The sequence below is a fragment of the Qipengyuania sp. BR81-2 genome (assembly GCF_055693895.1).
The window spans coordinates 1,821,269-1,842,677 of record NZ_CM146344.1; the positions used below are offsets into that span (position 1 = coordinate 1,821,269).

Consider the following 21,409-nt stretch of genomic DNA (forward strand, 5'->3'; position numbering starts at 1 on the left):
CCCATGGCGGGGATTGCCAAGGCTTGGTGAAAATTCCTATATATTGGCCATGGAGAGGGAAAATCAGTTTCTCGGGCAGTCCGGAGCCTTCCTCGATGCGGTCGAGCGGACCAGCCGCGCGGCCCCCATGCGCAGGCCCGTGCTGGTCATCGGCGAGCGCGGAACCGGCAAGGAACTGATCGCCGAACGCCTGCATCGCCTGTCGACCCGCTGGGACGAGCCTCTCGTCACCATGAACTGTGCCGCGCTTCCCGAAACACTGATAGAGGCGGAGCTGTTCGGCCACGAGGCCGGGGCGTTCACGGGTGCTACCAAACAACGCGCCGGAAGGTTCGAGGAAGCCGACAAGGGCACTCTATTCCTCGACGAACTGGGTACTTTGTCGATGGGCGCACAAGAGCGCCTGTTGCGCGCCGTCGAATATGGTGAGGTCACCCGCATCGGTTCGTCTCGTCCGATCCGTGTCGACGTGCGCATCGTGGCTGCGACCAATGAGGATCTGCCTGCCAAGGCAGAGCGCGGCGAATTCCGCGCCGACCTGCTCGACCGGCTCAGTTTCGAGGTCATTACCTTGCCGCCGCTGCGCGTGCGCGAAGGCGATATCGAAGTGTTGGCAGACTATTTCGGGCGCCGCATGGGCGCAGAGCTCGGCTGGGAAGCCTGGCCCGGTTTCGCCGATCATGTCGCCGAGGAGCTTGAGAACCACCAGTGGCCGGGCAACGTGCGCGAATTGCGCAATGTGGTTGAACGCGCGGTCTATCGCTGGGACGACTGGGGTGCGCCGATCGGGCATGTCGTGTTCGACCCCTTCGACAGCCCGTGGAAGCCGGTGGCGATGCCGTCCTCGCGCCCGAAGGCGCAGCAAGCTGCGGCCCAGCCCGCGCCTTCAGCTGCGGCCATGCCCGATCTCGAGCATGTCGACGATCTCAAGGCGGCAGTCGAGGAGCACGAGCGAGCGATCGTCGAGCATGCGCTCGGAAAGCACCGCTGGAACCAGCGCCAGACCGCCAAGGCGCTCGGGCTGAGCTACGACCAGCTACGCCACTGCATCAAGAAGCACGGGCTGACCGACGACGATTAGCTTTCCTCGGTGTCGCGCCGACAGGTCAGCTCGTCTGCTCCTATATATAGGACCACGTTCTCGCCCACAGGTTCGATCCAGAGGTCGTCCATGCCTTGGCGCACGACCACGACCGGCCGTGAATGCATGAATGCCGACTCGATGAAGCCTTCGCCCCGTCGATGCTCGAGCGTGTCGCGCGGCGTGTAGAGATCGAGGTTCCCGCTCCAGGCGGTCAGCACGTATTCGCCAGGCCGGTCCGCAGGTGGTTTCTCGGTGAAGTTGCAGGCCTCGCTCTTCTGAGGCTCGAGTTGGTTGATCCAAGTCCCGATCCCGGGGTTGGGGTCCTGCCGGTCGGCAAAATCGGGCAACCCTTCCTCGGGCGTCCACGCCGCATCGCGCTCGCGCGGGCCGGTATCGGGCGCTTCTTCGACGGTTTCGCCGCAGGCGCTCAGCGTCAGCAAGGCGGCGATGGTTGAAATGACAAGTCTCATCTCGCATCCCCTAGTTAAAGGGCTCTCCCGGCCAAATTGGCTAAACGGGAAGACCGGGGAGCACGGCGCGGCCTCGTTGACCGCGAGCCGACCATACCACGAAGCGGCTAGAATGCAGAACTGTGTTGCTTTTTGCAGGAGTCGCCCCTATCTGGCTCCCATCCCGACATTGTCGCGACATTGTAGGGGCTGGCGCCGCAAGGGGCCGGCCGAAAAGCCTTTGAGCAACCCGGATGTCGCATTGCATGTCTAAGACGGAGTACGAATGGCTGATCTTGAGCGCTTGAACGAAGTGATCGAACCCGAAGCGAAGGCGCTGGGTTTCGAACTCGTGCGCGTCAAGATGATGCCTTCGGAAGCCGGCGACGGCGGCGAAGCGCTCCAGATCATGGCGGAAGACCCGGCAACCGGGCAGCTCGTGATCGAACAGTGTGCCGCCCTCTCGCGCCGCGTTTCGGAAAAGATCGACCAGCTCGAAGAGCAGGGCGAAGTGCTGATCGAAGGCGCCTACCACCTCGAGGTGAGCTCGCCCGGCATCGACCGTCCGCTGACCCGCCCCAGGGATTTCGCCAACTGGGCAGGGCACGAGGCCAAGATTTCCATGGCCAAGGGCTTTGATGGCCAGCGCAACTACAAGGGCGAACTCAAGGGCATCGAAGGTGACGACGTCGTCATCGAGGATGCCAAGGCGGGCGAGGTCAAACTCGATCGCAACCAGATCCACTCGGCAAAGCTCGTCTTGACCGACGAGCTTATTGCCGCCACCCAGCCGCTCGATACGAGCGGTGCCGACGACATCGAAGAAGAAAAGGCAGACGACTGATGGCCAGCGCCATTTCCGCCAACAAGGCTGAACTCCTTGCAATCGCGAACGCGGTCGCATCGGAAAAGATGATCGACAAGTCCATCGTGATCGAAGCGATGGAAGAGGCGATCCAGAAGTCCGCCCGCAACCGTTACGGCGCGGAGAACGACATTCGTGCCAAGCTCGATCCGCAGACCGGCGACCTTCGCCTGTGGCGTGTCGTCGAGGTCGTCGAAGAAGTTGAAGACTACTTCAAGCAGGTCGATCTCAAGCAGGCCCAGAAGCTGCAGGACGATGCCAAGATCGGCGACTTCATCGTCGACCCGCTGCCCCCGGTCGACCTCGGTCGTATCGATGCACAGTCGGCCAAGCAGGTCATCTTCCAGAAGGTCCGCGACGCAGAACGCGAGCGCCAGTACGAAGAGTTCAAGGACCGCGCAGGCGAAGTCATCACCGGCGTGATCAAGTCGGTCGAATTCGGCCACGTGATCGTGAACCTCGGCCGGGCCGAAGGTGTCATCCGCCGCGACCAGCAGATCCCGCGCGAAGCCGCCCGTGTCGGCGAGCGTGTCCGCGCGCTCATCACCAAGGTGGAGCGCAACAACCGCGGCCCACAGATCTTCCTGAGTCGCGCGCACCCCGATTTCATGCGCAAGCTGTTCGCGCAGGAAGTGCCCGAAATCTACGACGGCATCATCGAGATCAAGGCTGCCGCCCGCGACCCGGGCAGCCGCGCCAAGATCGGCGTCATCAGCCACGACAGCAGCATCGATCCGGTCGGCGCCTGCGTCGGCATGAAGGGTAGCCGCGTCCAGGCCGTCGTGCAGGAGCTGCAGGGCGAGAAGATCGATATCATTCCCTGGTCGGAAGATGGCGCGACCTTCATCGTGAACGCGCTCCAGCCGGCCACCGTCAGCCGCGTCGTCCTCGATGAGGAAGATGGCCGTATCGAAGTCGTCGTTCCCGACGACCAGCTGTCGCTCGCGATCGGCCGCCGCGGCCAGAACGTGCGCCTCGCCAGCCAGCTGACCGGCAACCAGATCGACATCATGACCGAGGAAGAAGCCTCGGAGAAGCGCCAGAAGGAATTCGCCGAGCGTTCGAAAATGTTCGAAGAGGAACTGGACGTCGACGAAACGCTCTCGCAGCTGCTCGTCGCCGAAGGCTTCGCCGAGCTCGAAGAAGTCGCCTATGTCGAGCTGGAAGAACTCGCCAGCATCGAAGGCTTCGACGAGGAACTGGCCGAAGAACTCCAGAACCGCGCCAAGGAAGCGCTCGATCGCCAGGAAGCCGCGCACCGCGAGGCACGCCGCGAACTGGGTGTCGAAGACGACCTTGCGGAGCTGCCGCACATCACCGAAGCGATGCTCGTCACGCTCGGCAAGGCAGGCCTCAAGACGCTCGACGACGTGGCCGACCTCGCCACCGACGAACTGATTGCCAAGAAGCGCGAAGCTCCGCGCCGCCGGAACAACAATCCCGACGGCCCGCCGATGCGCCGCGATCGCCCCATGCGCGAGCAGGACAAGGGCGGCGTGCTTGGCGAATACGGTCTGACCGAAGAGCAGGGCAACGAGATCATCATGGCTGCCCGCGCCCATTGGTTCGAAGACGAAGAGGAAGCTCCGGCAGCCGCCGACGCGACCGACACGCAGGAGGCCGCCGATGCGGACTCCACGCAATGAGCGCCTGAGCCCCGACATCGCTGAAGCCCCGCGGCCCCGTAAATCGGAGCCCGAAAGGCGCTGCATCCTTTCCGGAGAGACGGACACGCGCGACGCGCTTGTCCGCCTTGCCGTCTCGCCTTCCGGCCTGGTCCTGCCCGATGCGCAGGAAAAGGCACCGGGACGGGGCGCCTGGGTGTGCTCCTCGCGCGAGCAGATCGAGCAGGCGCTTGCCGACGGCAAGCTGAAAGGCGGCCTCTCGCGCGCCTTCAAGACCGGCGACCTCGAGATCCCGGAAAACCTGCCCGAAAAGATCGAGGAGGCGCTCACCCGCGTCCTGCTCGACCGGCTGGGCCTCGAAATGCGCGTCGGAGCCCTTATCTTGGGGACACAGCGCATTGCCGAGACGGCGCGGATGGGCGGCGTGGCGCTGCTTCTCCACGCGAGCGATGCCAGCGAGGACGGGCGCAAGAAGCTCGATCAGGCCTGGCGCGTCGGCCGCGAGGCCGAAGGCTCGGGCGAGAGAGGCTGGACGCTACCACTGGACCGCGACGCTTTGTCTGTGGCATTGGGCCGCGACAATGTCGTCCATCTCGGTCTGACACATGATGCTTCTGCCGCGCGGGTGCTCAAGCCCTTGAAGCGGCTGATGCATTACCTGGGGCAAGACATCCCGACTGAATATGGGCGTGCCGAGATGCGCGCCGGTGACGATACGAACGATTGAACGAAGAGAAACGAGCAAGAATGAGCGACGACGACAAGAAACCTGCCCGCAAACCGCTGACCCTGAAGGGCGCGCAGTCGGGCGAGGTCAAGCAGACCTTCAGCCACGGCCGCACCAACAAGGTCGAGGTCGAGGTGAAGCGCCGCCGCAAGCTCGTGAAACCGGGCGAGGCGCCGCCTCCTCCTCCGCCGCCTGCCCCCGAGCCGACGCCGGAACCCGCACCGGCGCCTGCGGCCAAGAAGGCTGCGCCCAAGAAGCCCGCTCCGCCCAAGGAAACTCCGCAGGAACGCGTCGCGCGTCTCCAGCGCGAGGCCGAGGAAGAGCGCTTGCGTCTGACCGAAGAAGCGCGCAAGCGTGACGAGCAGAACGCCAAGAAGGCTGCCGAGGACGAGAAGAAGCGCGCCGAGGAAAACAAGAAGGCCGAAGCCGAGGCTGCCAAGAAGGCCAAGGAAGAGGCTAAGAAGGCCAAGGAAGAGCCTGCTGCAGCTGCAGAGGAAGAGGCGCCTGCCGAGAAGGGCACGCCGACGCCTGCCGCGCGCAAGTTCACGCCGGTCAAGCGCCCCGAAATCAAGAAGCCGGAACGCGCCAAGAAGAAGGACGACAAGGCCGCACGCACTGCGGAAAAGCCGGACAAGCGCCGTTCGGGCAAGCTTACCGTCAAGAAGGCTCTCAACGAGGACGAAGGCCGCCGTGCACGCAGCCTCGCCGCTCTCAAGCGCGCCCGCGAGAAGGAGCGCCGCCTGCAGGGTGGTGGCTCGAACAAGCCGCGTGAGAAGCAGGTCCGCGACGTGGTCGTCCCCGAGGCGATCACCGTCGGCGAACTGGCCAAGCGCATGGGCGAGAAGGGCGCCGACCTCGTGAAGGAGCTCTTCAACCTCGACATGATGGTCACCGTCAACCAGACGATCGACCAGGACACCGCGGAACTGCTCGTCGAACAGTTCGGCCATAACATCCAGAAGGTCTCGGAAGCTGATGTCGACATCCAGGCCGAAGAGGACGTCGATCCGGATGAGACGCTGCAGTCGCGTCCGCCGGTCGTCACCATCATGGGCCATGTCGACCACGGCAAGACCAGCCTGCTCGACGCGCTTCGCGGCGCCAATGTCGTTAAGGGCGAAGCCGGCGGCATCACGCAGCACATTGGCAGCTACCAGGTGACGACGAAGGGCGGCGACACGATCACCTTCCTCGACACGCCGGGCCACGCCGCCTTTACCGAGATGCGCCAGCGCGGTGCCAATGTCACCGATATCGTGGTGCTGGTGGTTGCTGCCGACGACGGCATCATGCCCCAGACGATCGAGGCCATCAATCACACCAAGGCCGCGGGCGTCCCGATGATCGTGGCGATCAACAAGATGGACAAACCCGAGGCGGATCCGAACAACATCCGCAGCCGCCTACTTGAACACGAAGTCATCGTGGAAGCGATGTCGGGCGATGTGCAGGATGTCGAAATCTCCGCCAAGGAGAAGACCAACCTCGACGAACTGCTCGAGAAGATCGCGCTGCAGGCCGAACTGCTCGAACTCAAGGCGAACCCCGACCGCATGGCCGAGGCAACCGTCATCGAGGCACAACTCGACAAGGGCCGCGGCCCGGTCGCTACCGTCCTCATCACGCGCGGTACGCTCAAGCGCGGCGACACTTTCGTCGTCGGTACGGAAAGCGGACGTGTCCGCGCGATCGTCAACGATCAGGGCAAGCAGATCAAGGAAGCCGGTCCTTCGATGCCGGTCGAGGTCCTCGGCCTCGGCGGCGTGCCGAGCGCCGGTGATACGCTAACCGTCGTCGAAAACGAACAGCGTGCCCGCGAAGTGGCGGCCTACCGCCAGGAAAAGGCGACCGAAAAGCGCACTGCGCTCGCCCCGACCAGCTTCGACACGATGTTCAACAACCTAGCGGCGAACATCATCGAGTTCCCGGTATTGGTGAAGGCCGACGTCCAGGGCTCGGTCGAGGCAATCACGACCGCCCTGCACAACCTCTCGAACGACGAGATCAAGGTCCGCGTCCTGCACGCAGGCGTGGGTGCGATCACCGAGAGCGACGTCAGCCTCGCATCGGCCTCGAACGCGCCGATCATCGGCTTCAACGTGCGCCCCAATGCGAAGGCACGCGAGCTGGTTAAGCGCGACGGCGTGGAGATGAAGTACTACGACGTCATCTACCACCTGACCGAGGAAATCGCGAAGGAAATGGCTGGCGAGCTTGGTCCGGAGCGGATCGAGAACGTCGTCGGCCGTGCCGCCGTCAAGGAAGTGTTCCGTTCGGGCAAGCGCGACAAGGCTGCCGGTCTGCTCGTCGAGGAGGGCGTCATCCGCAAGGGACTGCATGCACGTCTCACGCGCGAAGATGTCATCGTCTCGGCGACGACCATCGCCTCACTGCGCCGCTTCAAGGACGACGTGGACGAAGTCCGCGCCGGTCTCGAATGCGGTGTGGTCCTTGCCGACACCAACGACATCCAGCCGGGCGACCAGCTTGAGGTGTTCGAGGTCGAGGAGCGTGAACGCACGTTGTGAGCGAGACCGCTAGCGCAAGGCCGCATAACGAAGGCGCCGCCCATGCCGACCTGATGGGCGTCGCCTTCGATCATTTCGACGAGGAGCGCGAGGAAATCACCTTGCGCTTCACCGCGCCCGCCAGCTTCATCACCCCGCGCGGCACGGTACAGGGCGGGCTTGTCGCGGGCTTTCTCGACGAGGTGATGGGCTGGGCGCATGTCTGGGCCACCAAACACGAGGAAGCGCCGCTCAATCTCGATATCACCATGACGCTGCTGCGCCCGGTGATGGCCGGGCCGCTGGTCGGCAAGGGCCGCGTGATCAAGCGCGGGCGGCGGGTGATTTATCTCGAAGGCGAATTGTTCGACGGGGAGGGCACCCTCCTCGCCCGTTCGACCAGCACCGCCATTCCCACGCCGCGACCCGGCAGCAAGGGATGAGCGTCCGGCTCGCGCTTCTCGGCAGCATCAATATCGGCGGCAACCGGATCAAGATGGTCGAATTGAAGGCCGCTCTTGCAGCTGCGGGCTATGACGATGTTGAAACGGTCGCGGCCAGCGGAAACGTGATCCTGCGCGACGACAGCGATCCGGCCATGCTTGAAATCCGGCTCGAAAGCGTGGTGCAGGACAGCTTCGGGTTCAAATCCTGCGCGATGGTGCGAACATCCGAAGAAGTGCGCGCGGCGGTTGCCGACAATCCCTTTCATGGTACCGGCCCCGAACACGGATCGGACAAGATGGTCCATTCGATTTTCCTCAGCCAGCAACCCGACGGCGCGGCGGTGGAGGCTTTGATCGAAGAGCACCGCAGCAAGGGCAGCGAGAGGCTGGCGCTGGGAGACAGGGTCCTGTTTCTCGACTATGTCTATGGCGTCGGAGTTTCAGACCTGTCGAACAAGTTCTTGGAAAAGCGGTTGGGCTGCAAGGGCACGGCGCGGAACATGAACTCTCTCAAACGCATACTCGCAAAGATGGAAGAATTCACCTGATGGCAAGTCCATCCATATTTGCTTGTAGGTAACTGAAAGCTAACGGGTTCAGCCTAGGTAACCCTCCACCGACCGGAGGATTTCACCGTGCAAGATAACGATCCGACTGTCGCGAAGGCGATCTGGAAGCAGGTCAGCGGCAACGCCAAGGAGGACTGGCCGCGAGCAAAGCGCGATTTCGTCCAGGGCGAGGTCGATAATGCACTCCTCCAAATCGGCATTCCCTGGTTCGGATCGCTGAAAGCGACCCGCTACTACTTCCTCGGCTTGTTCCTCATTACGATATTCGGGGCCGCCGTATTCTAGACGGGTCGGCGCGCCTGCGCTTGCGCTGATGGCCGCAAGCCGCCTATGGGCGCGCCATGGCCAAGCACCAGCATTCCACGCCCGAACAGCAGTCCGTTCGCGTCCTGAAAGTGGGCGAGCGGGTGCGCCACATCCTGTCCGAACTGCTCGCGCGCGGCGAAGCGCATGACGACGTGCTGCGCGCCAGCCACATTTCCGTGACCGAAGTCCGCATGACTCCCGACCTGCGCAACGCCAAGGCCTATGTGAAGCCCCTACTGGGTCAGGGTGAGGCCGAGGTCCTGAAGGCGCTGCGCACAAACACCGCCTTTTTCCAGAAGGAAGTCGCCAAGCGACTGGGCCTGAAGTTCGCGCCCAAGCTTGCCTTCAAGCCCGACGAAAGCTTCGACGAGGCAGACAGGATCGAACGACTGCTCTCCGACCCCAAGGTCTCACGCGATCTCGGGGACGAAGAGGAATAGTCGTTTACGGCGTTACCGTCGGCATGGTGTAGCCGACCGGGGCATCGGGTCCCAGCGGGATGCCGAGGTAGAACCAGCCCACGATCAATGCGACGCCCGAGATGAGCAGCCATACCGAGTAGGGCAGCATCATGGCGGTGAGGCTTCCGAGACCGAAGTCCTTCTGCCAGCGCTGGGCGAAAACCAGGATCAGCGGGAAGTACACCATCAGCGGCGTGATGATGTTGGTTGCGCTGTCGCCCACGCGATAGGCAGCGGTCGCGCCTTCCGGGCTGATGCCAAGCAGCATGAGCATCGGAACGAGGATCGGAGCGAGCAGCGCCCATTTCGCCGAAGCGGAACCTACAAACAGGTTCAGCAGGCCGGTGAAGATCACCATCAGGCCCAGCACCAGCGGCAGCGGTAGGCCGGTTGACTCGATCGCCGCTGCGCCATGCACTGCGGAAATCAGGCCGAGGTTCGACCAGCCGAACATCGCAACGAAGTGCGCCGCAGCGAAGGCGAGGACGAGGTAATAACCCATGTCCTTCATGCTCTCGGCCATCATGTTCACAAGGTCGCGGTGGTCCTTGATCGTGCCGGCGGCACGGCCATAGGCCCAGCCGGTCAGCAGGAAGAGCAGGAAGAAGCCTGCGACCAGCGACTGGTAAAGCGGTGCCAGCTCGGTATGGATCGAGCAGTCAGGAATGGCCGAGCCATCCTCCGCAAGGCAGGCCGCCTCGTTCACGAGCGGGGTGCCGGGTGCGAACACCATGACTGCCCAGAGGCCGACCACAGCGAGAGCTGCAAGACCGGCTGCGCGCAGGCCCTTGCTCGCCGCGGCATCATCGTCGGACGTCACGCTGTTGGTATCGTCCGAACCCGCGGTTGCACCGCCAGTCCATGCGCCGAGGCGCGGCTCGATGATCTTGTCGGTCACGTACCAGATGATCGGCAGGTAGAGGAACGTCATAGCGCTGATGAAGTACCAGTTGCCCGCGATATTGGCGGTCCAGCTGGGATCGAGAGCGCTTGCGCCCACGGCTTCCTCGGTGATGCCGAATAGCAACGCGTCGAGCTGGCCGGGCGAGATGTTTGCCGAGAAGCCGCCCGAAACGCCGGCAAAGGCTGCAGCGATACCTGCCAGCGGATGGCGTCCGGCGGCGGCAAACAGGATGCCCGCGAGCGGGATCAGCACCACGTAACCCGCATCGGCTGCATGGTTGCCGAGCATCGCGACCAGCGCCACCACCGGCGTCAGCAGCGACTTGGGCGCGGCCTTCACAGCCTTCGACATCCCGGCTGCGAAGAAGCCCGAGCGTTCTGCAACGCCCGCGCCGAGCATCACCACAAGCACGTATCCCAGCGGGTGGAAGTGGGTGAAGGTCTTGGGCATTTCGACCCAGAGGCGCTGGATGTTGTCGGCGGCCAGAAGGCTCACCGCCTCGATCCGGAGCGCGCCGCCGGTTTCAGCGTCGATCGCCGTCGGATGCAGCGCTGAAACGCCTGTCATCGCCGCGATGATCGAGATCACGACCAGCGCGATGATCAGGTAGAAGAAGATGAAAACCGGATCGGGCAGCTTGTTGCCCGTTCTCTCGACCCAACCGAGAATGCCTGTCTGCGCGTTCGACGCGGTGCTCGCCTCTGCCATCGATGGTCCCTGTATCGTTTTGTGCGTAGTGGGGTGTCATCCCCAATCCTGTCTGACGGTCTCCTTAACAGTCTCGTCGTGTCAGGCTAGGCCCCATCAATGGCCAAGCTCTATTTCTATTTTGCCAGCATGAACGCGGGGAAGAGCTCGACGCTCCTACAGACCGCTTTCAACTATGGCGAACGCGGGATGACGGTGTCCCTGTGGACTGCCGCGCTCGACGACCGGCCGGGCTTCGGCGCTATTTCCAGCCGTATCGGTCTGTCGAGCGATGCGCACCGCTACGAGGCGGATACCGATATCGAGGCGCGGGTGCTCGAAGAGCATGCCGAGAACCCGCTCGCCTGCGTACTGGTCGACGAAGCGCAGTTCCTCACCAAGGAGCAGGTCTGGCAGCTGGCGAGCCTCGCCGACAAGGCGGGCATACCGGTGCTTTGCTACGGTCTTCGCACGGACTTCCAAGGCGAGCTGTTTCCCGGCTCCGCTGCGTTGCTGGGCATTGCAGACAAGCTGATCGAAATGAAAGCGGTCTGCGACTGCGGGAAGAAGGCGACGATGAACCTGCGCGTCGATGAATTTGGCAAGGCCGTTAGCGAGGGTGCGCAGACCGAGATCGGCGGGAACGACCGCTATGTCGCCATGTGCCGCAAGCATTTTTCCGAGGCGATCGAAGGCTAGAGGGTGCGCAGGCGCCGCAGCGTACCTAGATAGTGCCGCATGATCGACACGCTCTCTCTCGCGCTGATCCTCATACCCTGCCTGATCGTGGCCATCGTTTTCCACGAGGTCGCGCACGGCTGGACCGCCCTCGCGCTCGGCGACACGACCGCGCGCGACATGGGGCGGCTGACGCTCAACCCGATCAAGCATGTCGATCCGATCGGCACGCTTCTGGTGCCGGGCGCGCTGGCGCTGTTCGGCGGACCCATCTTCGGCTGGGCCAAGCCCGTGCCGGTGAATGCAAGGCGGCTCGACAATCCGCGCTACGGCATGATGGCGGTGGCCGCGGCAGGGCCGGGCACGAATATCCTGCTTTCGCTGCTGGGAGCGGTCGTCTTCGGCATCATCGCCGGTTTCGCGACGAACTGGGGCGTGGCGCTTCCCGAAGGGCTGATGACCGCATTCGGCGCATTCATCCTGATCAATGCCTTTCTCGCGCTGTTCAACCTGCTGCCGATCCCGCCCTTCGACGGTTCGCACATCGTCGGCGGGCTGATGCCGCGTCGGTGGGCGCGCCATTGGCAGAGGCTGCAGGCGATGGGCATGCTGCTGCTGGTCGTGCTGATCGCTGCGACCTGGGCCTTTCCCGATGCGCGTTGGATCGAGAACACGGTCTATCCGCCCGTCGAGTGGCTGACTGGTGTGTTCTACTCGGTGGCTGACGGTATCGCAGGCATGATCGCATGACCGAACGCACCAAACCCGCACCGCACGGCTGGCTGCTGCTCGACAAGCCGCGCGGGCTCGGCTCGACGCAGGCGGTCGGCATGGTCAAGCGCGTGCTGCGGCAGGGCGGCTACAGGAAAACCAAGGTCGGCCATGGCGGCACGCTCGATCCGCTGGCCGAAGGTGTGCTTCCCATCGCGCTGGGCGAGGCGACGAAGCTGGCCGGCCGAATGCTCGATTCCGACAAGATCTACGAGTTCACGATCCAGTTCGGCGAGGAGACCGACACGCTCGATACCGAAGGCGAGGTCATCGAACGGACCGACAGACGTCCGCCCATGGCCGCGATAGCCGCCATGCTTGAACACTTCACCGGTCCCATCGAGCAGGCGCCGCCTGCCTATTCGGCGATCAAGGTCGACGGCAAGCGTGCCTACGACCGCGCTAGGGCGGGCGAAGAGGTCGAGATGAAGACCCGTGCAGTCACCATCCACGAGCTGGGCTTTGCTGGCGAGCGCGAAGACGCGGAGCTGCGGTCTTCCTTCGCCACGACAGCGGGCAGGCCGGACCCCTACGACCCCCAGGCGCCGCTCGAACTGGCGGAGTCCGTCACGCTCGTCGCGCATGTCTCGAAGGGTACGTACATCCGCTCGCTTGCACGGGATATCGCACGCGCCCTTGGGACTCTGGGACATGTTACCTATTTAAGGCGCGTGAAGGCCGGTCCATTCCTCGAAAACCAAGCGATTTCGCTGGACAAGCTCGAGGAAATCGCTAAGGGCGCGGCCATCGAAAACCTTCTCCTGCCGCTAGAGGCGGGACTGGACGACATCCCGGTCCTTCACCTCGAACCCGACAGCGCGCAGGCGGTCCGCCAGGGCCGGGTATTGTCGGACCTGCCCCAAACCGATGGGCTCCACTTGGCGAAACTGGGCGAAACCCCGGTTGCGCTCATGGAACTCGAAGGTGGGACGGCCAAGGTCGTCAGGGGTTTCAACCTACCGGATGTCGCGGAGTAGAATGAATGTCGGTTACCACCGAGCGTAAAGCTGAAATCATGAAGGATCACGCACAGGGCAAGGGCGACACCGGTTCGCCGGAAGTCCAGGTCGCGATCCTCACCGAGCGTATTCGCAACCTCACCGATCACTTCAAGGCGAACCACAAGGACAACCACTCGCGTCGTGGTCTCCTCATGATGGTCAACAAGCGCCGTAACCTCCTCGCCTATCTCAAGAAGAAAGATGTGGAGCGCTACAACGCCCTGATCGCGAAGCTGGGTCTTCGTAAGTAAGAGTTTCTCGGAGGGGCGGCCAAGAGGTCGCCCCTCTTGCTATTTGGCCTCCTGCGCAATTCGGTGCGGGAGTATCAATGGGGCAGATGGAATGCCCCGAACCGGACCGGGACGGTACACCCGGCACTGTAGGCCCCGCACCGCAATGAGGCCGTGCGGGTTCATAAGGAAAATACATGTTCGACAAGAAAACCGTATCGATTGAGTGGGGCGGAAAGACCCTCACCCTCGAAACCGGTCAGATCGCCCGTCAGGCAGACGGCGCCGTTCTGGCCACTTATGGCGAAACCGTGGTGCTCTGCGCCGTGACGGCCGCCAAGAGCGTCAAGGAAGGACAGGACTTCTTCCCGCTGACCGTTCACTACCAGGAAAAATTCTCCGCCGCGGGCCGTATCCCGGGTGGCTTCTTCAAGCGCGAAGGTCGCGCCACGGAGAAGGAAACGCTGACTTCGCGCCTGATCGACCGCCCCGTGCGCCCGCTCTTCCCCGAAGGCTTCTACAACGAAATCAACGTCATCTGCCAGGTTCTCTCGTTTGACGGCGAGACCGAACCCGATATCGTTGCAATGATCGCCGCTTCGGCAGCACTCACCATTTCGGGCGTGCCCTTCATGGGCCCGATCGGCGCTGCACGCGTCGGCTTCCGCAATGGCGAATACGAACTCAACCCGAGCCTCGCGAACGCGCTCGACGAAGAAGGTCGCCTCGACCTCGTCGTCGCCGCCACGCAGGACGCGGTGATGATGGTCGAATCCGAAGCCAAGGAACTGACCGAGGAAGAAATGCTCGGCGCCGTCATGTTCGCGCATGACGAAAGCCGCAAGGTCATCGGTGCGATCATCGACCTCGCCGAACAGGCCGCCAAGGATCCGTGGGAAATCGACACCTCGGACGACACTTCGGCGATCAAGGAAAAGCTGCGCGGCCTCATCGGCGACGATATCGCTGCCGCTTACAAGCTGACCGACAAGTCGGCCCGCTCGGACGCGCTCAACGAAGCACGTGCCAAGGCCAAGGAAGCTTTCGCAGACGAAGAAGCACAGACGCAGCTCGTCGCCAACAAGGCGGTGAAGAAGCTCGAAGCGGAAATCGTCCGCGGCGCCATCATCAAGGACGGCACCCGCATCGACGGCCGCAAGCTCGACCAGGTTCGCCCGATCGAAGCGATGGTCGGCCTGCTTCCGCGTACGCACGGTTCGGCGCTGTTCACCCGCGGTGAAACGCAGGCGATCTGCACCACCACGCTGGGCACCAAGGATGCCGAGCAGATGATCGATGGTCTGGAGGGTCTCTCCTACAACCACTTCATGCTGCACTATAACTTCCCGCCGTACTCGGTCGGTGAAGTCGGCCGCTTCGGTTTCACCGGTCGCCGCGAAACGGGTCACGGCAAGCTCGCATGGCGCGCTCTGCACCCCGTCCTGCCCGACCACGAGGACTTCCCCTATACGATCCGCGTCCTGTCGGACATCACCGAGTCGAACGGCTCGAGCTCGATGGCGACCGTTTGCGGTGGCTGTCTGTCGATGATGGACGCAGGCGTTCCGATCGAACGTCCGGTCTCCGGCATCGCCATGGGCCTGATCCTCGAAGGCGACGAATTCGCAGTCCTGTCGGACATCCTGGGTGACGAAGATCACCTCGGCGACATGGACTTCAAGGTTGCCGGTTCGGAAGCTGGTATCACCACCATGCAGATGGACATCAAGGTTGCCGGCATCACGCAGGAAATCATGGCCAAGGCGCTGGAACAGGCGAAAGCCGGTCGCCAGCACATCCTCGGCGAGATGGCGAAGGCGCTGTCGACCTCGCGTACGGGCGTTTCGAAGCATGCTCCGCGCATCGAGACCATGCAGATCGACAAGTCGAAGATCCGCGACGTCATCGGTACGGGCGGCAAGGTGATCCGCGAGATCGTCGCCGAAACCGGTGCCAAGGTCGACATCGACGACGAAGGCGTGATCAAGATCTCGTCGAGCAATGCCGACGAGATCGAGGCAGCCCGCAAGTGGATCGAAGGCATCGTCGAAGAGGCGGAAGTCGGCAAGATCTACAACGGCAAGGTCGTCAACATCGTCGACTTCGGTGCATTCGTGAACTTCATGGGCGGCAAGGACGGTCTCGTCCATGTCAGCGAAATGAAGAACGAGCGCGTCGAGAAGCCGACCGACGTCGTGTCGGAAGGCCAGGAAGTTAAGGTCAAGGTCCTCGAGATCGACCAGCGCGGCAAGGTCCGCCTGTCGATGCGCGTGGTCGACCAGGAAACCGGCGAAGAGCTGGAAGACACCCGTCCGCCGCGCGAACCGCGCGGTGACCGTGGCCCGCGTGGCGGCGGTGATCGTGGTGGCCGTGGCGGCGATCGTCGCGGCGGTGGCCGTGGTCCTCGCGGCGGCGGTCGTGACCGCGGCGGCGACCGTGGCGGGAACAAGGACGGGGGCGGTGAAGCCCACGTGCCGGACTTCCTGAAGGACTAAGTCTTTCCGGACGCAAATCGAAGAGGGGCCGCGGGGAAACCTGCGGCCCCTTTTTCGTGTACGCCCCATTCGCACGCTCGCTGTGCTATGACGCGACACACTTCCTGAAGTTGCACTGCCCAAGAGCGAGTCGCAGGAACATTCATTCGGATCGCATCGGGTCGCTTGTCCTCAAGACAGGAGAGCGAAATGAGCGAAGAGATCGACATAACGAAAGTGGAGGAGCTCGCCGGCAAGGTGATCGGCGACGTTGCGGGCGCGCTGAGCCTCTTCATGGCGTATATCGGCGACCAGGCGGGCGTGTTCGACGCCCTCGACGGCGAAGGACGGCTGACGCTGGCGCAAATCGCCGCAAAGACCGGCTTCAACGAGAAATACCTCCACCAGTGGCTCGGATCGGTCAGTGCCGCGGGCTATGTCACCTACCATCCCGAAGACGAAACTTTTTCCCTCTCGCCAGAACAGGCGCTGATCATGGCGCGCGAGGGCCAGCCGGCCTGCATGCAGGGCTTCATCCAGGCGGTCGTCTCGCAATATGAAGAACACGAAAAGTCGGTCGATACCTTCAAGTCGGGCAAGGGGCGGCCATGGGGCGAGCATTCGCAGTGCCTGTTCTGCGGCACCGATCGCTTCTTCCGTCCCGGTTATCAGGCGAACCTGGTCGATAACTGGATACCCTCGCTCGACGGGGTAGAGGCGAAGCTCAACAAGGGCGCCAAGGTAGCCGATATCGGCTGCGGTCACGGCTCCTCGACCGTGCTGATGGCGAAAGCTTATCCGTCATCGACGATCCACGGCATCGATTTCCACGAACCCTCGATCGAGGAAGCACGCAAGAAGGCCGCGGAAGCGGGTGTCACCAATGTCGAATTCCATGTCGCCACTGCGCAGGATTTCGATGGCGAGGGCTACGACTTCGCCTGCATCTTCGATGCCCTGCACGACATGGGCGATCCGGTCGGTGCGGCGAAGCATATCCGAGAGGCACTGAAGGACGATGGCACGCTCATGCTGGTCGAGCCCATGGCTGGCGATACGATGGCGGACAACATGCATCCGCTCGGCCAGATCTTCTATGCGTTCTCGACCACGGTCTGCACGCCGGCCTCGCTGTCGCAGCCGGTCGGGCTAGGGCTGGGCGCTCAGGCGGGACAGAAGCGGCTGACCGAAGTGCTCGAGGAAGCCGGCTTCGGGAATGTCCGCCGTTCGGCCGAAACGCCGACAAACATGGTGCTCGAAGTCACGGGCTGACTATCGGGAGCGGCGAAGGACCGCTAACGGGGCATGCGAACCGGTTGAAACAGGATTGCCGATGCTCCCGCGCGAAGAACTTGCCACTGCCGAAATCCCCGGAGGCGATACGCTGACGCTGGTCAGCCATGGCCGCGATTTCATCATCATGCTCGGCCGCAACGAGCTGATGGGTACGCGCATGCAGTTCAGCGAGGAACAGCTTGCCGAGCTGACGCTGGCCGAGCTGCGCACCTCGGCGCCGCGTGTTCTGATCGGCGGCTACGGAATGGGCTTCACCTTCCGAAAGGCGCTGGAGAAGGGCGGCGTGAAGGCTGAGATCGTGGTGGCGGAGGTCGTGCCCGAGATCCTCGAATGGGCGCAGGGGCCATTGCAGCACCTCACCGGAGACACGCTCGACGATCCTCGCGGTGACGTGGTGCTGTGCGATGTCGCGGCGTTGATCGATGATGCCAATGACGGGACCTGCGACAAGTGGGATGCGATCCTGCTCGATGTCGACAATGGGCCCGACGGTATCGTGCGCGACGGCAACGAGCGGCTCTATTCGCGCACCGGGCTCGGCAAGGCACGCGATGCGCTCAAGCCGGGCGGAGTGCTGGCCGTGTGGTCGGCAGCGCCCGACCATCGTTTCCGCATCCGCCTGAAGGAAGCGGGTTTCGATGTCGAGGAGCGCACTGTGCGCGCCCGCCCCAACAACAAGGGGCCGCGTCACACGATCTGGTTCGCGCGCAAGCCCTGAGGCGTCAGGCGACTTCGCCGATCTCTGAGGGAGGGCGGAACTCGGTGAGCGACAGGCTGCGGTTCCGGCCGCTTTCCTTGGCCGCATAGAGGGCTTTGTCGGCGCGCTTCATCGCGCAGGTCAGCGTGTCGCTCTCGCTGATGGACGTGAGGCCCGCGCTTGCCGTGACCGGGTAGGGCAGGTCCGGCACATAGGCTCGTACCGCCAGCGTGATGCAGCGACGCGCCTGTTCTGCGCGTTGCTGCCAATCGTCCCCGTAGATCAGGACGACGAACTCTTCCCCGCCGAGGCGGGCGACGAAGGTGCTGTCGATCTTCAGCCCCTGCGCGATCCCGACGAGAACCCTGTCGCCGGTCTCGTGACCGAACTGGTCGTTGATCCGCTTGAAGTGGTCGCAATCGATCAACGCTAGGCCCGAGAGGTTGGATCGGTCCGCATGCTCGAAATGCTGGTCGAGCCCGCGGCGATTGGCGATTTCGGTCAGCGGATCGGTCACGGTCATGAGCTCAGCAGCCTTCATGTCCGCCATGGCACGATCACGCTCCTTCTGGATGATGACGAAACCGTCCACGATGCCCGTTGCCGAGACCACGAAGTCGATCACCAGGCCCGCCAGCAGGAGGTAGGGCCAGTATGGCAGGTCGGCCTGTGTCACCAGTTCGTAGCTGAATGCCACAAGCCCGATCAGGATCAGTGGACCCCAGCCGATCAGCTGAAAACGCGCCGCCCTGCTTCCTGCCTTGATTGCGGCATAAAGCCCACTGGCGAGCAAGACGGTGCAGGCGAGAAGGGCGAGGTCATGCAGTTGGTTGTACAGCGGAATTTTTTGGCCGATGGCACTAGCCACGGCAGCGAACAGGCCGAGGGGAAGCATCCAGTAGAGCAGGCGCCGTGCCGGCCCGAGCTTGACGTGCGGTTCGACGTAATTGGCAAGGAAGGGGCCGGTCATTGCTGCACCGAGTGCAAGAGCAGCTTCCGCCAGCCACAGGTCGGTGCCGGGGACAGGTTCGCCATTGGAGAGTTCGATTGGGAAGAGCGCGATCACCATGCAGGAGAAGAAGATTGCACGCGCCACGCCCCAGAGCAGGTAGCTCCGCCGGACGAGCGGGTAGATTGCTGCGGCCGTGAGACCGAAGACCCCTGCAATCCCCAAGAATGCGCCGAAGGTGACGCTTTCCAAATCCATGACAGTCTCTTGTCCTCTCAATCCTGCTGCTCGCTTTAAGGGCAAAACAGCAGCCTCCCTTATCGCTTCAAGACGTGACAGCTTGGTCAACCGAAATGGTAACCAACAGTAAAACTTTTAATCCAATATCGATCTATTTCAGGTGGTTACGCGAGTTAATACTTGGCCGGCAAGAAGTAAACGCGCTGGAACGAATCGCAAAAACAAAGGCCCCCGGGGCATTCCCGAGGGCCTCTTTTGTCTGTTTGCCTGTGGCCGGATCAGCGCACGCGCGGACCGCCGAAGGGCAGCGGCGGAGGGGGACGGCGCGCACCGCGGGGCAGCTGCGCCTGGTAGGCCCTGCCGCAATGCTCGACGCAATAGGGGAAGCCGGGGTTCACGGCTTCGCCGCAGAAATGGAAATCGGGTTCGCCCGGATGGCCCATCGGCCAGCGGCAGACCTTGTCCGAAAGATCGAGCAGGCTGGTCTTGTCGGCGATCTCGGGGCTGGGCTTTGCCGGCACGAGGCGGCGCGGCGGCGCGGGCGGGATCGGTGCCTGCTGGTCACCGGGGCCCTGGCGCAGGAAGCCACCCGGTCCGACCGAGACGATCTTGGGCAGGTCGGGCGTCTTGTTGGGCAGTGGCTGCGACGGCGTGGTGCCACCACCCGCCTTGGCGGCGGGCTTCGGCGCAGCGGCAGCCGGTGCGGGCGCCGGCTTGGGAGCGGGGCGCGGCGCGGCCTTCTTTGCAGCGGCTTTGGGTGCCGGTTTCGCCTTTGGGGCAGCCTTCTTCTTCTCGGCAGCCTTTACGGGCGAGGGGCGCGATTTGAGACCGAGCCGGTGGGCCTTGCCGATAACGGCATTGCGGCTGACGCCGCCCAGTTCTTCGGCGATCTGGCTGGCGGTCGAGCCGCCTTCCCACATTTTTTTCAGCGTCGCTATCCGTTCGTCGGTCCAGCTCATGCGCAATCCGTATCCTTCGTGTCTCCACCGGCCATGCTTGCCAGCGGAAGTGCTTGGCCCTAGGCGCACGCCCATGGCCGATCAAGTCCAACCCTCTCCTGCCGCCGGTCCTGTCGAGAAACAGGGCAGCGAAGATGCCTCTTTCACCGAGAATACGGGCAAGGGGAGGGGCAGTTTCCCGAAACGCGGAGAGCCGGTGATCACCGGTATCAACCGCGTGGGACTATGGAGCCTCTATATTAAGGAGGTTCGCCGTTTTCTCAAGGTCCAGACGCAGACGATCTGGGCTCCGGCGGTCACAACCTTGCTGTTTCTGGTGATCTTCACGGTCGCGCTGGGGCGCGAAGGACGCGAGGTGCTCGGCGTGAACTTCGCCAGCTTCGTTGCGCCGGGACTGATCGTGATGGGCATGATGCAGAATGCCTTCGCCAATTCGAGCTTCTCGCTGCTCTCGGGCAAGATCCAGGGTACGATCATCGACCTGCTCATGCCGCCGCTTTCGACCGGCGAGCTGATGACGGGTATCGTGGCCGCAGCGGTCACCCGCGCGATCGCCGTGGGCGGAGCCGTCGCGCTGGCGATGCTGTTCTACCCGGGCGTCAGCCTGTCGATGGCTCATCCCTGGGCGGTCGCATGGTTCGGCCTGATGGGCGCGATCATGCTCGCGCTCATGGGCCTGCTCGCATCGATCTGGGCGGAGAAGTTCGACCACAATGCGGCGGTATCCAATTTCGTGATCGCCCCGCTCAGCCTGCTGTCGGGCACTTTCTACGTGATCGACAACCTTGCACCCGCCTTCCAGGCGATCAGCCGCGCCAACCCCTTCTTCTACGTCATCAGCGGCTTCCGCTTCGGTTTCCTCGGCCAGAGCGACATAGGCGATAGCAATGCTGCGCTGGTGCAGGCGGCCCTCGGTCTCGGCATCTTCAACATCATCTTCGGCTTCATCGTCTACCGCATACTCGCGTCGGGCTGGAAGATCCGCAGCTAGCGGGGCTTGCCCTGCGGCCTGCCTGTTGCGATGCTGGGCCGCATGCAGACGTTGATCGTTTCGCTCCTTCTGGTCGCAGCAACGATTGCGATCCACTACGAAGTGCTCCGCTTCACTTCGCAGCGCGTGACGCATGTCCGGGTTTATCCGCGCATGCGCATCATCCTGATGCTGGTCGCGGCGCTGGTGTCGCACACGATTCACGTGCTGCTCTATGCTGGGGCATTTCTCCTGCTCGAGGAAATCGGCGGTTTCGGCTCGATCGATGGCCAGCGCGGTCATTCGATGGAAGATGCCTTCTATTTCTCGATCACCAGCTACACGACGCTCGGGATCGGGGACCTCTATCCCACCGGATCGCTGCGCATCATTAGCGGGATCGAGGCGCTGAACGGCCTCGTGATGGTCGGCTGGACCGCGTCGATGACCTATCTCTACATGGAAAAATTCTGGCACCTCGAGGGTCAGTTCCTCGCGCGCCGACGCAAGTAGA

The 21,409-nt window shown here is 63.2% G+C and carries 22 protein-coding genes; 18 read left to right on the forward strand and 4 right to left on the reverse strand.

Features of this window, described 5'->3' with window-relative positions; all coding sequences use genetic code 11:
- Positions 1-49: 49 nt before the first annotated feature.
- The gene (pspF, locus tag ACZ1G8_RS09175) at positions 50-1,081 is read left to right on the forward strand and encodes a phage shock protein operon transcriptional activator (RefSeq protein WP_472679123.1); all 1,032 of its coding nucleotides are present in this window, start codon (positions 50-52) and stop codon (positions 1,079-1,081) included.
- Here pspF and ACZ1G8_RS09180 read toward each other — a convergent pair.
- On the reverse strand, positions 1,078-1,554 hold the full coding sequence (locus tag ACZ1G8_RS09180) for a hypothetical protein (protein ID WP_472679124.1): 477 nt from the start codon (positions 1,552-1,554) through the stop codon (positions 1,078-1,080). The two genes, pspF and ACZ1G8_RS09180, sit on opposite strands and share 4 nt — an antisense overlap.
- Positions 1,555-1,819: 265 nt before the next feature.
- Here ACZ1G8_RS09180 and rimP point away from each other — a divergent pair, with 265 nt between their 5' ends.
- From rimP to rbfA, 8 genes are all read left to right on the forward strand, one after another.
- On the forward strand, positions 1,820-2,377 hold the full coding sequence (gene rimP, locus ACZ1G8_RS09185) for a ribosome maturation protein RimP (protein ID WP_472679125.1): 558 nt from the start codon (positions 1,820-1,822) through the stop codon (positions 2,375-2,377).
- Complete coding sequence (gene nusA / locus ACZ1G8_RS09190) at positions 2,377-4,044, forward strand: transcription termination factor NusA (RefSeq protein WP_222441871.1); 1,668 nt, start codon at positions 2,377-2,379, stop codon at positions 4,042-4,044. The genes rimP and nusA overlap by 1 nt, the downstream gene beginning before the upstream one ends.
- Positions 4,025-4,750: a DUF448 domain-containing protein gene (locus ACZ1G8_RS09195; RefSeq protein WP_472679126.1), complete on the forward strand. Its 726-nt coding sequence runs from the start codon at positions 4,025-4,027 to the stop codon at positions 4,748-4,750. Before nusA ends, ACZ1G8_RS09195 begins: the two co-directional genes overlap by 20 nt.
- 20 nt (positions 4,751-4,770) lie before the next feature.
- Complete coding sequence (gene infB, locus ACZ1G8_RS09200; RefSeq protein WP_472679127.1) at positions 4,771-7,278, forward strand: translation initiation factor IF-2; 2,508 nt, start codon at positions 4,771-4,773, stop codon at positions 7,276-7,278.
- The gene (locus ACZ1G8_RS09205; RefSeq protein ID WP_472679128.1) at positions 7,275-7,700 is read left to right on the forward strand and encodes a PaaI family thioesterase; all 426 of its coding nucleotides are present in this window, start codon (positions 7,275-7,277) and stop codon (positions 7,698-7,700) included. The genes infB and ACZ1G8_RS09205 overlap by 4 nt, the downstream gene beginning before the upstream one ends.
- Entirely contained in the window at positions 7,697-8,251 is a 555-nt protein-coding gene (locus tag ACZ1G8_RS09210) for a DUF1697 domain-containing protein (protein ID WP_472679129.1), read from the forward strand. Before ACZ1G8_RS09205 ends, ACZ1G8_RS09210 begins: the two co-directional genes overlap by 4 nt.
- 87 nt (positions 8,252-8,338) lie before the next feature.
- On the forward strand, positions 8,339-8,557 hold the full coding sequence (locus tag ACZ1G8_RS09215; RefSeq protein WP_472679130.1) for a hypothetical protein: 219 nt from the start codon (positions 8,339-8,341) through the stop codon (positions 8,555-8,557).
- Between the two features lie 56 nt (positions 8,558-8,613).
- Positions 8,614-9,018: a 30S ribosome-binding factor RbfA gene (gene rbfA / locus ACZ1G8_RS09220; protein WP_472679131.1), complete on the forward strand. Its 405-nt coding sequence runs from the start codon at positions 8,614-8,616 to the stop codon at positions 9,016-9,018.
- Between the two features lie 4 nt (positions 9,019-9,022).
- Here the strand turns inward: rbfA and ACZ1G8_RS09225 are convergent, their stop codons facing one another.
- The gene (locus tag ACZ1G8_RS09225; RefSeq protein ID WP_472679132.1) at positions 9,023-10,651 is read right to left on the reverse strand and encodes an AbgT family transporter; all 1,629 of its coding nucleotides are present in this window, start codon (positions 10,649-10,651) and stop codon (positions 9,023-9,025) included.
- Positions 10,652-10,750: 99 nt separating this feature from the next.
- On the opposite strand from ACZ1G8_RS09225, the gene ACZ1G8_RS09230 reads away from it, so the two are divergent.
- The 7 genes from ACZ1G8_RS09230 to ACZ1G8_RS09260 all read left to right on the forward strand — a co-directional run bounded on the left by ACZ1G8_RS09230 (position 10,751) and on the right by ACZ1G8_RS09260 (position 17,798).
- Positions 10,751-11,329: a thymidine kinase gene (locus ACZ1G8_RS09230; RefSeq protein WP_472679133.1), complete on the forward strand. Its 579-nt coding sequence runs from the start codon at positions 10,751-10,753 to the stop codon at positions 11,327-11,329.
- 39 nt (positions 11,330-11,368) lie between these two features.
- Positions 11,369-12,058 carry a site-2 protease family protein gene (locus ACZ1G8_RS09235; RefSeq protein ID WP_472679134.1) on the forward strand — a complete coding sequence of 230 codons (690 nt, stop codon included), beginning with the start codon at positions 11,369-11,371 and terminating at the stop codon, positions 12,056-12,058.
- Positions 12,055-13,056 carry a tRNA pseudouridine(55) synthase TruB gene (truB, locus tag ACZ1G8_RS09240; protein ID WP_472679136.1) on the forward strand — a complete coding sequence of 334 codons (1,002 nt, stop codon included), beginning with the start codon at positions 12,055-12,057 and terminating at the stop codon, positions 13,054-13,056. Before ACZ1G8_RS09235 ends, truB begins: the two co-directional genes overlap by 4 nt.
- Before the next feature lie 5 nt (positions 13,057-13,061).
- A complete protein-coding gene (rpsO, locus tag ACZ1G8_RS09245; RefSeq protein WP_221431800.1) occupies positions 13,062-13,331 on the forward strand; it encodes a 30S ribosomal protein S15 in 270 nt (89 codons plus the stop codon).
- Positions 13,332-13,507: 176 nt separating this feature from the next.
- A complete protein-coding gene (gene pnp, locus ACZ1G8_RS09250) occupies positions 13,508-15,805 on the forward strand; it encodes a polyribonucleotide nucleotidyltransferase (RefSeq protein ID WP_472679137.1) in 2,298 nt (765 codons plus the stop codon).
- A 189-nt stretch (positions 15,806-15,994) separates the two neighbouring features.
- Entirely contained in the window at positions 15,995-17,056 is a 1,062-nt protein-coding gene (locus tag ACZ1G8_RS09255; protein WP_472679138.1) for a class I SAM-dependent methyltransferase, read from the forward strand.
- Between the two features lie 61 nt (positions 17,057-17,117).
- Positions 17,118-17,798, forward strand: a complete 681-nt coding sequence (locus ACZ1G8_RS09260; protein ID WP_222405273.1) for a spermidine synthase family protein — start codon at positions 17,118-17,120, stop codon at positions 17,796-17,798.
- A gap of 4 nt (positions 17,799-17,802) precedes the next feature.
- Here the strand turns inward: ACZ1G8_RS09260 and ACZ1G8_RS09265 are convergent, their stop codons facing one another.
- Positions 17,803-18,984 (reverse strand): GGDEF domain-containing protein, encoded by a 1,182-nt coding sequence (locus ACZ1G8_RS09265; RefSeq protein ID WP_472679139.1) that lies wholly within the window; start codon positions 18,982-18,984, stop codon positions 17,803-17,805.
- A 260-nt stretch (positions 18,985-19,244) separates the two neighbouring features.
- Positions 19,245-19,925 carry a GcrA family cell cycle regulator gene (locus tag ACZ1G8_RS09270; RefSeq protein ID WP_472679140.1) on the reverse strand — a complete coding sequence of 227 codons (681 nt, stop codon included), beginning with the start codon at positions 19,923-19,925 and terminating at the stop codon, positions 19,245-19,247.
- Positions 19,926-19,998: 73 nt separating this feature from the next.
- Between ACZ1G8_RS09270 and ACZ1G8_RS09275 the strand changes: the two genes are divergently transcribed.
- Both ACZ1G8_RS09275 and ACZ1G8_RS09280 read left to right on the forward strand, forming a co-directional pair.
- Positions 19,999-20,916 (forward strand): ABC transporter permease, encoded by a 918-nt coding sequence (locus ACZ1G8_RS09275; protein ID WP_472679141.1) that lies wholly within the window; start codon positions 19,999-20,001, stop codon positions 20,914-20,916.
- A gap of 42 nt (positions 20,917-20,958) precedes the next feature.
- Entirely contained in the window at positions 20,959-21,408 is a 450-nt protein-coding gene (locus ACZ1G8_RS09280) for an ion channel (RefSeq protein WP_472679142.1), read from the forward strand.
- Position 21,409: the final 1 nt, after the last annotated feature.

Coding starts and splice junctions, on each gene's coding strand:
- pspF (WP_472679123.1), top strand. CDS start 50: ATGGAGAGGGAAAATCAGTTTCTCGGGCAGTCCGGAGCCTTCCTCGAT.
- ACZ1G8_RS09180 (WP_472679124.1), bottom strand. CDS start 1,554: ATGAGACTTGTCATTTCAACCATCGCCGCCTTGCTGACGCTGAGCGCC.
- rimP (WP_472679125.1), top strand. CDS start 1,820: ATGGCTGATCTTGAGCGCTTGAACGAAGTGATCGAACCCGAAGCGAAG.
- nusA (WP_222441871.1), top strand. CDS start 2,377: ATGGCCAGCGCCATTTCCGCCAACAAGGCTGAACTCCTTGCAATCGCG.
- ACZ1G8_RS09195 (WP_472679126.1), top strand. CDS start 4,025: ATGCGGACTCCACGCAATGAGCGCCTGAGCCCCGACATCGCTGAAGCC.
- infB (WP_472679127.1), top strand. CDS start 4,771: ATGAGCGACGACGACAAGAAACCTGCCCGCAAACCGCTGACCCTGAAG.
- ACZ1G8_RS09210 (WP_472679129.1), top strand. CDS start 7,697: ATGAGCGTCCGGCTCGCGCTTCTCGGCAGCATCAATATCGGCGGCAAC.
- rbfA (WP_472679131.1), top strand. CDS start 8,614: ATGGCCAAGCACCAGCATTCCACGCCCGAACAGCAGTCCGTTCGCGTC.
- ACZ1G8_RS09225 (WP_472679132.1), bottom strand. CDS start 10,651: ATGGCAGAGGCGAGCACCGCGTCGAACGCGCAGACAGGCATTCTCGGT.
- ACZ1G8_RS09230 (WP_472679133.1), top strand. CDS start 10,751: ATGGCCAAGCTCTATTTCTATTTTGCCAGCATGAACGCGGGGAAGAGC.
- ACZ1G8_RS09235 (WP_472679134.1), top strand. CDS start 11,369: ATGATCGACACGCTCTCTCTCGCGCTGATCCTCATACCCTGCCTGATC.
- truB (WP_472679136.1), top strand. CDS start 12,055: ATGACCGAACGCACCAAACCCGCACCGCACGGCTGGCTGCTGCTCGAC.
- rpsO (WP_221431800.1), top strand. CDS start 13,062: ATGTCGGTTACCACCGAGCGTAAAGCTGAAATCATGAAGGATCACGCA.
- pnp (WP_472679137.1), top strand. CDS start 13,508: ATGTTCGACAAGAAAACCGTATCGATTGAGTGGGGCGGAAAGACCCTC.
- ACZ1G8_RS09255 (WP_472679138.1), top strand. CDS start 15,995: ATGAGCGAAGAGATCGACATAACGAAAGTGGAGGAGCTCGCCGGCAAG.
- ACZ1G8_RS09260 (WP_222405273.1), top strand. CDS start 17,118: ATGCTCCCGCGCGAAGAACTTGCCACTGCCGAAATCCCCGGAGGCGAT.
- ACZ1G8_RS09265 (WP_472679139.1), bottom strand. CDS start 18,984: ATGGATTTGGAAAGCGTCACCTTCGGCGCATTCTTGGGGATTGCAGGG.
- ACZ1G8_RS09270 (WP_472679140.1), bottom strand. CDS start 19,925: ATGAGCTGGACCGACGAACGGATAGCGACGCTGAAAAAAATGTGGGAA.
- ACZ1G8_RS09275 (WP_472679141.1), top strand. CDS start 19,999: ATGGCCGATCAAGTCCAACCCTCTCCTGCCGCCGGTCCTGTCGAGAAA.
- ACZ1G8_RS09280 (WP_472679142.1), top strand. CDS start 20,959: ATGCAGACGTTGATCGTTTCGCTCCTTCTGGTCGCAGCAACGATTGCG.